Source organism: Candidatus Neptunochlamydia vexilliferae (assembly GCF_015356785.1).
In the GTDB taxonomy this organism is placed as follows: Bacteria; Chlamydiota; Chlamydiia; order Chlamydiales; family Simkaniaceae; genus Neptunichlamydia; species Neptunichlamydia vexilliferae.
The window spans coordinates 1-14,455 of sequence record NZ_JAAEJV010000050.1; the positions used below are offsets into that span (position 1 = coordinate 1).

Sequence of the window (14,455 nt, forward strand, 5' to 3'; positions counted from 1 at the left end):
CTTTAGCTTGAAGAGCAATTGCATTACAGCCTCGGCTGAAACACTTTTGCGTTTCCAAAAGGGTCTCAAAATCTTTATCAGAAAGGGTCAACTTAAGAGAAATGGTTCGTTTCATACAAGCTATTTTAAACCATGGCTACAAATTAAACAATCTAAAAAGGAGCGATGCTTCCTCCCCTCCCTAAAGGAAGGGGTATCCGCATCGATATTTTGATGAAGGAGACAAAGTCTAACTGGGCCTGTGTTGCAGACACCCTCATGCAGGAGGTCCCCGATATATCTCTAGGCCCAAAAACCTCTGAATGTTTCTATAAAACCCCTGAGCAACTTCTTGACCTGCTATCTTATTACAAGTTTGCGGCTAAACTTATTGGCAAGGACAAACGGATTCTTGATCTGAGCTGTGGGGAAGGACTAGGAACATTCTTAGTCGGTAAAGAGTGTGGGTTTTCGAAAGGAGTTGACTCTGATCAAGAAGCAATCACCCAAGCACAATCTAACTTTAAAGAGCCTTTTGTTGCATTTCAAACAATAGATTCCTTGAGCGAAGAAAAATGGGATGCAACCATTTGCCTTGACTCAGATAAAGCCCTAGAGTCCCTACCAAATATGGCAGACATACTTCTTCCTGAAGGGCTTACCATTATTGGTTCTCCGAATACAGCAGACCAAACCCACAAAGAGCTAGAAGGAGAGGTAAAAAAGTATTTCGAATGTGTCTTTACGTTCTCTACTTCTGACGAGCTTATTAACGCTGGTTACTCCCCTTTTGCTCAATATATTATAGTACTGGGGTGTAAGAAAAAATCATGAAATCCTGTGCAGCAGTTCTCGTAAAGTGTGGGGCCCCTCTTGAAATGATGGATCTTGAAATCCCCACGCTTCAAGAAGGGCAAGTCCTTGTTCAGGTGAAGTATAGTGGCATTTGCCGCTCTCAACTGAATGAAATTAAAGGGCTCAAGGGGCCTGACCATTATCTTCCTCATACGCTAGGTCATGAGGGATCAGGCATTGTTGTCGATCTAGGACCGGGAGTTACAAAAGTAAAAAAAGATCAGCCTGTCATCTTAACCTGGATCAAGGGAGAAGGAATCGATGCGAAAGGGACGGTCTACACTTCAGGAGATCTAAAGGTCAACTCGGGACCGATTAGCACGTTCCTTGAGTATGCGGTCATTGCTGAAAATCGGTTAATCCCCATTGGATCTGAAATCCCTCTCAAAGAAGCCTCTTTATTTGGCTGCGCCATTCCTACAGGGGCAGGGATTGTCCACAACGAGCTGGATATAAAGCCCAATAGTACAGTCGCAATTTTCGGACTAGGTGGGATTGGACTCAGCTCCCTTCTTGCCGCAAGTGCTAAAGGAGCCAAGCAGATTATCGCCATCGACTTAGAGCCTGCTAAGCTCAAGCTTGCACAAGAGCTTGGAGCAACAGATACCCTCCTCTTTAATGGAGACACCCTGAATAATATCCAAACCCTAACCGAAGGGAAAGGGGTCGATTTTGCTGTTGAAGCCGTTGGTAAAAAGGGAGTCATGGAACTAGCATTCCAATCGGTTAAAGATCAGACTGGCCTCTGTGTTCTTGCTGGAAATGTTCCGAAAGATACCAAAATCGAATGTGATCCTTTCAATTTTATTAAAGGAAAGCGACTGATCGGCACTTGGGGAGGACGTGTAAAGCCAGACCGGGATATTCCTTACTTCTTGAAGTCCTTTTTTCCTGGGAACCACCCCCTTGCAAAGTTGATTTCCCATGAATCAACACTGGATGACATCAACACTCTTGTCGACCTACTCGACCAAGGAAAGACCGCACGCACCCTCGTTAGGTTTTAGTTATGACACTTTCTGTCATCATGCCTAACTATAATCACGCAAAGTACCTTTCGGAGTCTTTAGGAGCTATCACCTCTCAATCTTGCTGTGCAACGGAAATCTTATTCATCGATGATGCTTCAACCGATAATAGCATAGAAGTCATTAAGCACTTTCCTCAAATCACCTTACTGCAAAACCCCAAGAACCTCGGTCCTATTGAAACAATGAACCGAGGAATTCAAGAGTCAAATTCTGAGTATATCGCATTTTGTTCTGCCGATGATATTATTCTTCCCGGATTTTTTGAAAAAGCGATCACATTCCTTAACAATCATCCTGAAATTGGTCTGTGTTCGGGAAAAACCTGCCATTTTAAAAATACCGCATCGGACCAGCTGATTCCTCAAAGAATGCCCCTAGGAAATAAACCTCGTAGTTTTGATGCGCAAACCCTTCCAAAAATTTTCAAGAAAACAACCTACTTTATCCATACCACTTGTGCCATTTTCCGACGCAAGCACCTTCTCGAATTTGGTGGGCTTAATCCAAAACTTCTGAGCCTGAGTGATTGGTATCTCAATTGCCAAATTGCGCTCAAGTATGGTGCTGCTTATCTCCCCCATTACTTTGCTGCTTTCCGCCTCCATGATGAGTCCTACTCAAAAAAACTAAAAGCTTCTCCAAAGCAAGAAGAGATGTTTCACGCTTTGATGGAAGAAATCAAAGAGACAGGCCCCGAGTGGGAAAAGCTCGTTAAAAAAACAGGGCTCCTTGCTCATGCCGGAGTCCGAATGGTCCTTTTCTTAGCAAAACATCCCGAATATCGTTCCTACTTCCCTCGTGCCTTCCTAAAAAAATGTCAGTTTCACTGGAGTTTTCTCCGAAAAGGAAAGATGTAAATCCCGATTTAGGGTCCGCCAAGGTATAAACGCTACAGTTTGACTCAGCGAGACGCAGCAAAATTGAGCTGAATGAGGAGCATCATTCCCAATAGGGAAGGGCGACGAAGAAGCTTAATTTGGCAAAGTCACAGCCAGTCAAATTGTAGCATTTATCCCTTGGCGGACCCTTACATCGGGTTGTCTTCAAGCATTTGGAGATCTTTATAGTAGGTCATGAGATCGCGGAAACGGGCTGCATCTTCGAAACGAAGCTCTTTGGCCGCTTGCTTCATCTCTTTTTCACATGCAGCCATACGGTCTCGAATTTCTTTGGGGTCAAGGGGCGTTGGTTTATCCTCCTTTTCCCCTTCTGCAGCCTTGTACTCGTGGAAGGCTTCGGAAAGATCTTCCGCAAGCTCTTTTCTAACCGTTTTAGGGGTAATTCCATGAGCACGGTTGTGTTCTTCCTGAATCTTCCGTCTTTCAGCAGTGATACGGAGAGTACTTTGGATCGACTGTGTCTCTTTGTCTGCATACATAATCACACGCCCTTCGCTGTTACGAGCAGCGCGACCACAGGTTTGGATGAGGGAGGTTTCACTCCGTAAGAAACCTTCCTTGTCAGCATCAAGGATGGCAACCAGGGAAACTTCAGGAATATCTAGTCCCTCCCGCAGGAGGTTAATGCCAACGAGAACATCAAACACTCCCTTACGGAGGTCCTTGATAATCTGCACCCGTTCTAAGGTGTCGATGTCAGAGTGAAGATATTTGGCTTTGACCCCGATTTCCTTAAGATACTTAGAGAGGTCTTCAGAGAGTTTTTTGGTGAGGGTGGTGACAAGAACCCGCCCCCCTTTTTCGGTTTCGATCCGGATTTCATCGAGGCAATCGTCCACTTGGTTGGTTGCAGGACGCACTTCAATGGTGGGGTCAAGGAGACCCGTCGGGCGGATAATCTGCTGGATCACATCCCCTTGAGCTTCGTTGATCTCCCAGGGGCTAGGGGTGGCAGACACATAGACCACTTGGTGGATATGATTATAAAACTCTTCGAACTTGAGGGGTCGGTTATCGTAGGCGGAGGGGAGACGAAAACCAAAGTCGATCAGCGCCTTTTTTCGCGCACGGTCTCCATTATACATGGCGCGGACTTGGGGAAGGGTTTGGTGAGACTCATCGATAAAGAGGAGGAAGTCGCTGGGGAAATAGTCGAGAAGGCATGAGGGAGGCTCTCCAGGGTTACGGGCGGAAAAATGGCGGGAGTAGTTTTCTACCCCTTTGCAGTAACCGATTTCTTTGATCATTTCGAGGTCGTAACGGGTCCGTTGCTCGATCCGTTGCTGCTCGACAAGGAGGTTTTCATTGGAAAAGTGGGTGGAACGCTCTTTGAGCTCTGCTTTAATGGTTTCCATAGCGGTGAGCCGTGCTTCTTCGGGGGTGACGTGGTGAGAGCCCGGGTAGATCGAAAGTCCCTTCACCCTCCGTTTGACTTTTCCCGTCAGGGGATCGATTTCGCTGATCCGTTCGAGCTCGTCACCAAAAAACTCGATCCGGTAACCCAGGTCATCTTCGTAGGCGGGGACGATTTCTAAGATATCGCCGCGAACGCGGAAGTGGGAGCGGGTGAGCTCATAATCGTTGCGGGTATATTGAAGTTCGATCAGGTGAAGGAGGACTTCATCGCGCCGGTAGGACTCCCCTACATTAAGAGAGAGTTTCATCTCACGGAAGTATTCGGGCATTCCCAAGCCATAGATACAGGAAACGGAAGAGACAATAATCACATCATCCCGTTCAAGGAGGGAGCAGGTTGCCCGGAGGCGGAGTTTTTCAATGCGGTCGTTAATGGAAAGATCTTTTTCGATGTAGGTGTCGGTCCGGGCGATGTAGGCTTCGGGTTGGTAGTAGTCGTAGTAGGAAACAAAGTACTCAACGGCGTTATTGGGAAAAAGGGTCTTAAACTCTTGGTAAAGCTGGGCAGCAAGGGTTTTGTTATGGGCTAGGATAAGGGAAGGCTTTCCCGTATTTGCAATGACGTTGGCCATCGTAAAGGTTTTCCCCGATCCGGTAATCCCAAGAAGCACTTGGGACCGTTTTCCTAGCTTTACACCTTCGGTTAAGCGGTCAATCGCTTCGGGTTGATCCCCTTGAGGCTGAAACTCCGACTCTAATTGAAACATACAAACTCACACACAATGATAAACAAAGCAAAAAGGATCGCAAAGGTTAAAACACATCTTCCCCAAAAGGTGGAGTAAAACTTGGGCGACTTAAGCCTCCAAGCCATCATTGCAGGGAGGAAAATCAGAAGGATGGCAACAAAGACTCCAGCATATTCGAGAGCAACGATAAATCCCCGCTGATAAGTGAGGACAAAAATAAGGGGAGGGACAAAAGTCAGAAGACAAGCAAGGAGTTTTCCTCCCCAACTTTTTTTAATCTTCAGTCCATCGGTTAAAAAATCAGAAAGGCTCAAGGTCACTCCTAAAAAGGAGGTGACAATCGCAAAGAAGGAAAAGAACCGGGCCCCGATAGCCACCGCTTTGCTTTTTACAATCTGGGTTAAAGGGACCGTTGCTGCTTCTCCCCCTGCCCACGCTTTCCTTAGGTCTTCTAAAGGAACCGCTCCTAGGACCATTACCTGCCATAAGAGATAGATAATGAGGGGAAGAAGACTCCCCACAATAAGGGTGACGCGGAGGTGTTTCCGATCATGGTTCATGTAGGTCGTCAAGCTAGGGATGATGATGTGGTAGCCAAAAGAAGTGACTACAACAGGAAAGACCATCCAGATGGGCTTCCAGTTCATCTCCATCAAAAAATGTCCTTCGATATGCTCAGGCAAAAATCCAACGAGTAAAAAATAGGAGATAACGAGGCCGAACATCAGTATCCGATTAATGACATCGACACCCAGTGTTCCTAAGTAGACAAAAAAGCCAAAGAGGGCGGGCAAACAAAAGGGGCCAAGCCAAGAGGGAAGGGTATAACCTGCCACGGACTGGATCGCTGCAGTAAAGAGAGGAGCGCTTGCTGCAATGTAAGCAGCGGTAAGGGAGTAGAGAAGGAGGAGGTAAACCACCCAGCTGAGCCCTTTTCCCCATCCTCCAAGTGTTTTTCCCACAATGGAGATGAGGTTCACCTCTCCTTTCACAGCAAAATTGGCATCGAGAAAGAAAAAAGCGGAGAGGAGCATGACAAACCAGCATATAAAGAAGATGACAACCGAAGGAAAAAAACCAACAAAGGAGGACATGACGGGAAGGGCAAGCATCCCTGCTCCGATGGTGGTTCCAGCAACGAGGAGGATCCCTCCTATAAAATGGTTAAGTCTCATGGTTTAGGGAATAGGTTGAAGTTAAGCATCGTGGTGGCCTCGTCGAAAAAAATGAAGGTGGCGATGAGGAGGAGGGCAATCAGGAGAAGGCGACCACCAGGGACCCGGTCGGGAAGGAGGTTTTTCTTTTGGTATCGCCCAATCCAGGCCATCAAAACAGGGAAAATTCCAAAAAGGACAACAGCGCAGATACCACCGGCAAAGTTAATCGCCTGGAAAAAGATTTCGGGATAGAGAATCGAAAGGATAAGAGGGGGAATAAGAGCAAGGAGGCACATCCCAATGTTTTCACGGTGGGTATGTTTGATCTTAAAGCCATCGCTTAAAAAGTTAGTGAGGCTCAGCGCCTGGGCTAAAAAGGAGGTTAGGATCGCAAAAAAGGCAAGACTTTGAACAGAGTAGCCAATGAGCGTAGAGCCAAGATAGGTACGGATCGCTTGCGCCGCATCGATGTCGATTTTATAGCTGTGAAGAATGTCGGTATAAGGAAGGATTCCTAGAGTGACAACTTCCCAGATGAGGTAAATAGCAAAGGTAAAAAGCGACCCAGCATAGATCGTTTTCCGAACACGAACCCGATCACCACCCATATATTTCATTAGAACAGGGATCATATTATGGAACCCGAAGGAGATGATTAGGATCGGAAAGGTGAAAAGGGCATATTTGGGCTGCCAATGTATCAAAAGGCGCGGTGCGATATATTGAGCGCCTAGCATTACAAGAAGGACAAAGGAAAGAATTTTTCCAATCATCAAATAGCGATTCAGGTGGTCGACCGGTTTTGCACCTAAGTAAACCATCCACCCAAACACAATCACAAAAAAGAGCGAGCCTGTCCAATTCGATAGGGGTAAGTGAAAGGTCCGGTCTACAAAGAGAGAGGTGTGGTTGCCGCTGAGTGACATGTAGGCAACAAGAAGCGCATAAAAGAGGAAAAGATAAAGGAGCCAGCAAAGCACTTTTCCGATGGGGCCGAGGGTATGCTCAACCATCGAAATCAGGTTCACTGGTTTATTAAACCACCCTTGGATCTCTACCATGAGAAGGGCGGTTGTTAACATAAAAAGCCAGGCGATGAAAAACATGATCGAAGAGGGAAAGAAACCAGGAATTCCCGTCAAAATGGGGAGGCCTAGCATGCCGGCCCCGATGCAGCTCCCCGTAATTAAGAGGGTCCCACCAAAAACACTTCCAGGTTTTCGGGTCATCGTTTCATTTTCCCTGCAGTTCGGATTTCCTGCCCTAAGCGGCCCATCTCATACCCTTCATAGTCGACAAACTTGAAGAATCGCTCAAACTCAGGGAAAGTATGGGAAACCTGTTTCGCCATTTCTTGCGCCACATAGCGGTACATCGGGTGACCCGCAGGTGACGAGCGCAGCTCACACATCCACTGAAGGGCCCGAAGGTTGATGTGGAAGTACCAATGGATGTTGTAGGCCATGGGAACCACATATTGCGCTTCTTCAGGAAGCTCTCTTGCAATTTCGTCGTAAACCTCTTTAGCCTGATCGATCGCTTCACAATAAGCCCCTTCCATTTCGGTGCCGAGGATTTCTTTGGGAACATAATACCCAAGGTTGCACGTAAGAAGTTGTCTTTCCTGAGTGAGGGTCCGGTGGCGCTGTAAGTCACGGTAAATCCCATAATCGGCAACGATTTCAAAGGTAAATTCGGCATGTTCAAGAGCTCGAGGTGACTTGTGCCGTCTATTTTGCCGGAAGGCTGATGCTGCCTCTAAAATCCGCCCCCGATCTTCTGCGGGAAGTCTGCAGCACATCTCCTGAAGCTCCATTAACCCACAGTCTGACTGGCTAAAGAGAAGAGCAGCCGCAACTTTATGAGGGCTTTCCTTATCGAAATTAACCAGGCGAACCATCGGTTGCGTTAGAGGCTTTACCGATGCCGTGTACTGCTGCTTCATCAGGTTCAGCTCGGCATCTACCTTTTCGGTAAATGTTGCGTAGGTATTTTGATGTTTATGGCTTAAATCTGCACGGCGCACAAAAGAAGGGATCACTTTAGATAGTTCTTGGTGAGAAGTACGCGCAATCTCTTGAAGCTCATTTAAGCTATGGCAGTTGAGTTTTTGAACAAGACCTTCAAAGAAGCGGCCATTTCCATAAACCCCCATGTTGGTTAGTGCACTTGCGGGAAGGAGGCCTCGCAAACAATCGAGAACTTTAGCGCGAAGGGCTGCTGTATAGGCGACCTTAGGAGTGTCTGGCTCTTTCGGGAAACTTTGCTCCATCTTCTCCGTCAAAGGAGGAATAAGCTTTCCGTACGTTTCAAAAAGATGGTTACAGGCTTGGATGTAACGGTCGCGATAGGCTGACGTCATAAGGATCGGCTCTCGATAGAAGAGGTACTCCCCTTCATACTTTTGATCGAAGTAGATGTAGCGCGTTGATTTCTCTAAAGGAGATCCCCCAATACGGGAATCTTCAATGACTTTGGCTGCGATCATCGACACATTTTCAATGGCGAGGTGGGCACCCCCAAGTTCTCCAATCGAATCATCTCCATAACCATCCAGAATTCGGTCATAAAAGTTTTGCGCCTTCTTAATGGCGATACTTTGGTCTTCGTGCTCTCCTTCTTCCGTTTCCTCTGTCTGTCCCGAAATCGATGCAAACGAAGTCTCTTCATTTTGGATAAACTCTTTGAGTAAAAGAGAGCGCAGTCCCAAACTTGATCGGGAGTATCTGGAGAAAAGCGCCCCTTTGATCACCTCGGGCAAATTTCTAAGACAAAAGATATGGCGAGAGGTATTCGTCACATATCGTTTAATCACCTTCAGTTGCGATTCAGTAAATTGTTCGTAGTCATTCAGCATGGACTTGCTCCTTGTTCGTCTAAGAAGTGTACCGTTTTCTCTCTTTTCAAACAATTGCTGATCGCATAAAGTCTTAAAATATGTTGTTAATGCAAACGAAACGACCTAGGCGGAATCGGAAATCACCCGCAGTTCGCTCCCTTGTTCAGGAAACCACTTTGAACGCAAGTGACCTGATTGCCCCCTTCTTTATTATGGAGGGGACCCAAAAAAGAGACTCCATTGAAGCCCTGCCAGGAATCGATCGCCTCTCGATCGATCTCCTTGTTAAGGAAGCCGAACCCCTCCATGCCCAAGGGGTTCCCGCCATTGCCCTCTTCCCCGTCATCGATCCTTCCTTAAAAGATCACGAAGGAAGTGAAGCATGGAACCCTAACTCCTTAGTCGTACGCGCCATCGAATGCTTAAAAAAAGAAATTCCATCTCTCTGCATCATCAGCGACATCGCTCTCGACCCCTTCACCTCCCACGGCCACGATGGAATCGTTAACGATCGGGGAGATATTCTTAACGATGCCACAGTCGATGCCCTTGTCAAACAGGCAACCTCCTACGCCCAAGCAGGATGTGACATCGTTGCCCCCAGCGACATGATGGATGGGCGCATCGGAGCCATCCGAAAAACACTTGATAATCAGGGACTTGATCAAACCTCGATTCTCTCATATACCGTAAAGTATGCCTCGTCTTTTTATGGTCCTTTTCGAAATGCCCTAAAAACTTCTTTGACCTTTGGAGATAAAAAAACCTACCAAATGGATCCTTCCAACCGCCGTGAAGCGGTACGGGAACTCCTTCTAGATGAAGAAGAAGGGGCTGATATGGTGATGGTAAAGCCAGCCCTCCCTTATCTAGATGTCATTGTAAAGCTCAAAGAAAAAACATCTCTCCCCGTTGGCGCTTACCAAGTTAGCGGAGAGTATGCGATGATCATGGCGGCCCATGAAAAAGGATATCTCGATGCCCAATCGACTCTTTTCGAGTCCCTTACCTCTATCAAACGGGCAGGCGCCGACTTCATTTTTACTTATGCTGCCTCCCAAATCTTAGGTTTACTAAATTAAAAATATGTGTCAGCATTAAGTGCCGACTTCATTTTTACTTATGCTGCCTCCCAAATCTTAGGTTTACTAAATTAAAAATATGTGTCAGCATTAAGTAAGGGATAGATGAAAATGGTGCGTGCTCATCAGCATGTACCGCAAAGGGGGAAAGCCATGATTGAAAATGGAAAGCAAGTGGCGATTGAGTATAGTGTCTTTGCAGACGACAATACTCCGATCGACAGCAACGTGGGGAAGGATCCCCTAATTTTTCTTTTTGGGTCACAACAAATCTTACCAGCTCTAGAAGAAGCACTTCGAGGGCTTGAAGTGGGTGATTCGAAGCAAGTGACTCTGGCTCCAGAGCATGCATACGGGGATATAAACCCACACGCTTATAAGAAGGTTGATGCAAAGCTGATCCCTGAGGATCTCCGCTTTGAGGGAGCTCTTCTTGTCGTTGCTGATGAGCAGTTTGGAGAGATGCTTATCCGGGTTGACAGCTTAGGTGGAGGGCAGGTGGTGCTTGACCTCAACCATCCCCTTGCAGGAAAAACGCTTAACTTCGATGTGAAGGTACTCGATATTTCCTAGTGCTCTGTCAACCCTAAAATTGAGGATAGATTGGTTGAGATTTTTTCGGCTGGCAAAGTGTGGAGATCGAATCTAAACTTTTATAAGTTTGTGAGATCGAACACGAAGCCAGCCGGAAAAAGATAAATCAAGATATCCCAATTCTTAGAGTTGACAGAGCGCTAATTGCGCTCTTCGCGGAGGGTAGGGTAAAGGCGCTTCCCAGTAAGCGCCCGCACCCCCTGGTCACGGAGCCAGACCGATAGGGCATAAGGAACCATCGTCCGGCTACTCTTTTTCATGAAGAAATCCAAGGGAATTTCGAAAGCAATTCCCTTATCTCTATAGCGACTCCCATTGACAGTGTCGTGGGCATTCATCAACGTATACCAAACGCCAAAACGGAAACCACTTGAAAACCAGCGGGATACCTCAAAGCGAGCCCCTACATCACGAGCCAAAAACTTTCCGATGCTTGCCTTCAAGTCGATGTAAAGCGGCTTTACATTGTAATAGAGATCGAGGAAGTATTGGTAGCCGATAAAGTGGACAAATTCGGGTGTAAAACCATCAAATTTTCGGATTTTTGTTGTAAACCCTAGACCATAAAACTTCCGTTTTAAGACCCCCGCCCCTGCAAATCCAACGGCCCAGTTTGACCCAACAGGGTAGTAGAGGAGTTCGGCAGCAACCCCTCCGTAGGCAGGTTCGAAGTATCCGGTGGAAACCCGTCCATACCACCCTTTGCTGAGATAAAAACCCCGTTGAATGTAGGCCTCTTCAAGGGCAACCGAATTGGTTTGAAAGTATTTGATACTATCGGAGCGAACATTAAGGAGTTGGGAAGGGTTGAGCTTATCCCTATCTCCCACATCGGACATGCTCGACTTCACATTGTAGGCCGCTTGAATTTTATAATAGAACTGATCGAAGAGGTATCCTTCTGGTCCCGCAACCACCCCTGCGCTATACTTAAACTTTCCGGTTGCACTTCCAAAAAAGGTGAGAAGGCGGGGACGGACGGTGAAGGTCCAGATGGCTTTACTGCGGTGATAAAGCAAACTCCCCTCATAAGGGTTAGGGGGCGAGGTCGGTTCTCGCATGGGGGTTAAGGTTTGGAATTCAAAATCGCCCACCGTCCCTTCTCTTAAGCGGGCAAGATCAACTTCTCGAAAGAAATATTCGTGCGTAGAAATTCCGTTGGCTTCGATGACAACGGTAACCGACTCGATGTTTGAAGGAAGAAGGGCTGCCAAAACATGATCGATCCGCTCTTTTAATTCTCTTTCCTCCCGGTAGCGGATGTTCATGATCTTCATCCAAAGAGAATTTTTCGTTAAGTAGATGCGATACAAGTTCAGCCCTTGCTCGGAAAATGCCACGGCAAGTTCTTGCGCAAGTTCCCGTTCACTACGCAAATAACCGAGGGGCTCTGTATCAATCGGCGCCTGGTAGATCGGAGGATCATCAATCTTCGGAAAAAATCCTTTGGTATCTCCTAAGTTGTAATTGAGGGAAGCGGAAGCGGCAATTTTTTCCCCTCGCAGTGAGCTAACATTGATCTGAAAAACATCAAAAAGGGAGGTGGAAAGCCCTATATTTAAACGAGACTTCACCCTTCTTGCATCGGGATGTTCGAAAGCATGATATTCATAATCGGTCGCATCCCACTCAGCAAGGAGAGTAAGTCGATTGATCCCAGGAATCTTACTTTTTCGAAATGGGGTCCATGCCGCTCCACCGAAAAATCCTTTGATCCGTCCTTTTCCCCATCCCACGGTTGCTTCAAAGTTGTAATCCAAAAACTCCTTTGTTGCAACGACATAAAAGGCATGAAACCGTTTCGTTCCATAAAAATCTTCCCAACCCACAGAGATTTCAGGAAAGTGAGGAAACCCATCTGATTTTTGGAGAACGCCTAGCTTTACATTAGCCCCTCGATCTGTAAAGTCACCAAAACCCATATCCCCCATCACCGGGTCGGGAATCCCCATATAAGTCGTATAGTTGATGCCAAACTCTAAACGCTCTAAAGCTTGAATCGTCGCTGCATAGTTGCGATAGGGAGGAACATAGGCAAATCCAATCGCTGCCGTTCCAACCGTGTTCATCCGGGCGGAAGGCATCAAGAAGTAGCCTCCCATAAGGGAATAGTTATAGTGATAAGGAAGACGATCATTGATCTCTTGGTTCACTTCATTAACCAAACTTAGATCTCTAAATAGCTGAGAGACCTCCTCCTTATACCCATTTCGACTCAAGATTTCGGTTTTCCCTGCGCCAGCACCTTCAGATTTACCCCCCTCTGCATCGCCCCTATCTCCTGGATAGGGGACTGCTTCGATGGAGCTAAATCTGGAGCGCTGCCTTTGGCAAACTCCCAAATCTTGAGCCGAAATGGGTATAGCAAAAAGCGGTAAAGCCAGGAAAAAGAGAAAAAATCGCGCCTTAATAAACAAATCGTCACTTTGTGTGTCAAAAAGTAAATTAATTTCGCAATTATTTGAGAAAAAATCAAGACAAAGAAATTATTTTAATTGTAGTACTGCTCAGAATAGGCATTAAGCCCCTCTCTAACAATCTCCCCCATTTCAATTTTTGAGGGACAGATAAAAGAAGGGAGGGCAAAGTCTTCTGGCAAGACTTCTAAAAGACCTAGAGCTTCTCCTTTTTCATACTGCTCGGTGATGAGCGCTTTAACAAGAAGCATGGTTTGAATGGGAAGGGGCATCACCTTATCGTAAATGGATCCATCGACAAAGGCTCTTTCCTCTCCCCTTTGACGGGTAGAAAATTTTGGGGCTTTTTCTTTAAGAAAATACCCTTTTCCTGCTGTATATCCTTTCCGTTTTAGCTTCAAAAAGTGGAGAAACTCTCTTTTTGGTGCAGGTTCTGGAAGGGCGCAAAAAACAGTATCGTAAAAACCTAAAAAGCCTTCAGGAGAAACCGTTGTTCCATTGAGAGGATCTCCTGAAATAAGCCGAAGCCCTTCACTTTCTTTGATAAGCTTTCTAATAGGAAAGCCCCGGTTTACGCGGAAAAAACCGCGCTCATTTTCTCCGATTCCTTCGCCAGCAACGCTAATAACCCGCTCATGGTAGTATGTTTTTTGGACTATCCACATCCCTATTGTAATGATATCGGAAACGGTCAAGCTCCAAACCACTTGTTCTCGTTTTAAAATGGGATGGATTGCAGCAATATGGACCGAGGGGTTGCCAACCGGATGGGGCCCTTCAGCAGAGTGCACCTCTACATTTTTGGCATCGATAAAAGGAGCGCAGGTTGTCCCTTCTCTATGGACAAGGTGAACGGGTGCAAACTCGCTCAAGAGTTTAAGTCCAGCAGCAAAGGCTTCTTCATGCCCCTCCACCTCCAATTCTGGTGGGGGCGCAAAGGGAGCTGACTCTATGGCCTTCACAAAAATTGCTTCGGGTTTACAGTCAGGACGTGCGACTCGCATACAGGGGCGCATTCGAATATGGGAGAAAAGTTCTTCTACCTTATCAAGCTGAAACGGGGTTTGTTTTCCATCGGTCTCAATGACAATCGAGAGAATTCTTCTTTTGGCACCTCGAATAATCTCCTTCACTTTCCCCGATCCAGGAGAGAGAAAAACTTGCTCGGAACACTTTTTATTTTGGGCTAATGGTTCTCCTACCTTCACCTCTTCCCCTCCTTTTTTAAGCAAAGAAAAGGAAAGGGGTTCAAAGGGGCTGAGGTCAAGGGCAACCGTTTCAGGAAGAGGAAGTTTTTTTACCTCTCCAGAAGGATTCCCTAAAAGGGGGATGTCTAGCCCATTTTTGATCTTGATCTCCATATGTTTTCCATCATAGCGAACGTGGGAATAAAAATTCCAGCAATTCCCGCTAAAATTTTAAGCCCTTGATTGTGATTAATTTGCAGTTTTTATAAAATTTTGTTTTCGCAAACTATTAAAAGGTAAGGGCAGAAAG

Annotated in this window: 11 protein-coding genes; 5 read left to right on the forward strand and 6 right to left on the reverse strand. The window is 46.4% G+C overall.

What is annotated here, in order from left to right; translation table 11 throughout:
* Positions 1 to 165 precede the first annotated feature (165 nt).
* The 3 genes from NEPTK9_RS07515 to NEPTK9_RS07525 are packed head-to-tail and all read left to right on the forward strand — an operon-like array spanning position 166 to position 2,722.
* The gene (locus tag NEPTK9_RS07515; RefSeq protein WP_194848219.1) at positions 166 to 813 is read left to right on the forward strand and encodes a class I SAM-dependent methyltransferase; all 648 of its coding nucleotides are present in this window, start codon (positions 166 to 168) and stop codon (positions 811 to 813) included.
* Complete coding sequence (locus NEPTK9_RS07520) at positions 810 to 1,841, forward strand: zinc-binding dehydrogenase (RefSeq protein ID WP_194848220.1); 1,032 nt, start codon at positions 810 to 812, stop codon at positions 1,839 to 1,841. The genes NEPTK9_RS07515 and NEPTK9_RS07520 overlap by 4 nt, the downstream gene beginning before the upstream one ends.
* 2 nt (positions 1,842 to 1,843) lie before the next feature.
* On the forward strand, positions 1,844 to 2,722 hold the full coding sequence (locus NEPTK9_RS07525; protein WP_194848221.1) for a glycosyltransferase family 2 protein: 879 nt from the start codon (positions 1,844 to 1,846) through the stop codon (positions 2,720 to 2,722).
* 170 nt (positions 2,723 to 2,892) lie between these two features.
* Here the strand turns inward: NEPTK9_RS07525 and uvrB are convergent, their stop codons facing one another.
* From uvrB to NEPTK9_RS07545, 4 genes are read right to left on the reverse strand one after another with little or no spacing between them, the layout of a single operon-like run.
* Positions 2,893 to 4,887, reverse strand: coding sequence for an excinuclease ABC subunit UvrB (uvrB, locus tag NEPTK9_RS07530; protein ID WP_194848222.1), 1,995 nt, complete (start codon positions 4,885 to 4,887; stop codon positions 2,893 to 2,895).
* Entirely contained in the window at positions 4,875 to 6,044 is a 1,170-nt protein-coding gene (locus NEPTK9_RS07535; protein WP_194848223.1) for an amino acid permease, read from the reverse strand. The genes uvrB and NEPTK9_RS07535 overlap by 13 nt, the downstream gene beginning before the upstream one ends.
* Entirely contained in the window at positions 6,041 to 7,255 is a 1,215-nt protein-coding gene (locus tag NEPTK9_RS07540) for an amino acid permease (protein ID WP_194848224.1), read from the reverse strand. The genes NEPTK9_RS07535 and NEPTK9_RS07540 overlap by 4 nt, the downstream gene beginning before the upstream one ends.
* On the reverse strand, positions 7,252 to 8,883 hold the full coding sequence (locus tag NEPTK9_RS07545) for an FAD-dependent thymidylate synthase (protein WP_194848225.1): 1,632 nt from the start codon (positions 8,881 to 8,883) through the stop codon (positions 7,252 to 7,254). Before NEPTK9_RS07545 ends, NEPTK9_RS07540 begins: the two co-directional genes overlap by 4 nt.
* 89 nt (positions 8,884 to 8,972) lie before the next feature.
* Here NEPTK9_RS07545 and hemB point away from each other — a divergent pair, with 89 nt between their 5' ends.
* Together hemB and NEPTK9_RS07555 are read left to right on the forward strand one after the other, a co-directional pair.
* Positions 8,973 to 9,947 carry a porphobilinogen synthase gene (gene hemB / locus NEPTK9_RS07550; protein ID WP_228547085.1) on the forward strand — a complete coding sequence of 325 codons (975 nt, stop codon included), beginning with the start codon at positions 8,973 to 8,975 and terminating at the stop codon, positions 9,945 to 9,947.
* 153 nt (positions 9,948 to 10,100) lie between these two features.
* On the forward strand, positions 10,101 to 10,520 hold the full coding sequence (locus NEPTK9_RS07555; RefSeq protein ID WP_194848227.1) for an FKBP-type peptidyl-prolyl cis-trans isomerase: 420 nt from the start codon (positions 10,101 to 10,103) through the stop codon (positions 10,518 to 10,520).
* A gap of 161 nt (positions 10,521 to 10,681) precedes the next feature.
* Here NEPTK9_RS07555 and NEPTK9_RS07560 read toward each other — a convergent pair whose 3' ends face one another.
* The gene (locus NEPTK9_RS07560) at positions 10,682 to 12,883 is read right to left on the reverse strand and encodes a YjbH domain-containing protein (protein ID WP_194848228.1); all 2,202 of its coding nucleotides are present in this window, start codon (positions 12,881 to 12,883) and stop codon (positions 10,682 to 10,684) included.
* A gap of 149 nt (positions 12,884 to 13,032) precedes the next feature.
* Positions 13,033 to 14,319 carry an NADH:ubiquinone reductase (Na(+)-transporting) subunit A gene (nqrA, locus tag NEPTK9_RS07565; protein WP_194848229.1) on the reverse strand — a complete coding sequence of 429 codons (1,287 nt, stop codon included), beginning with the start codon at positions 14,317 to 14,319 and terminating at the stop codon, positions 13,033 to 13,035.
* Positions 14,320 to 14,455 lie beyond the last annotated feature (136 nt).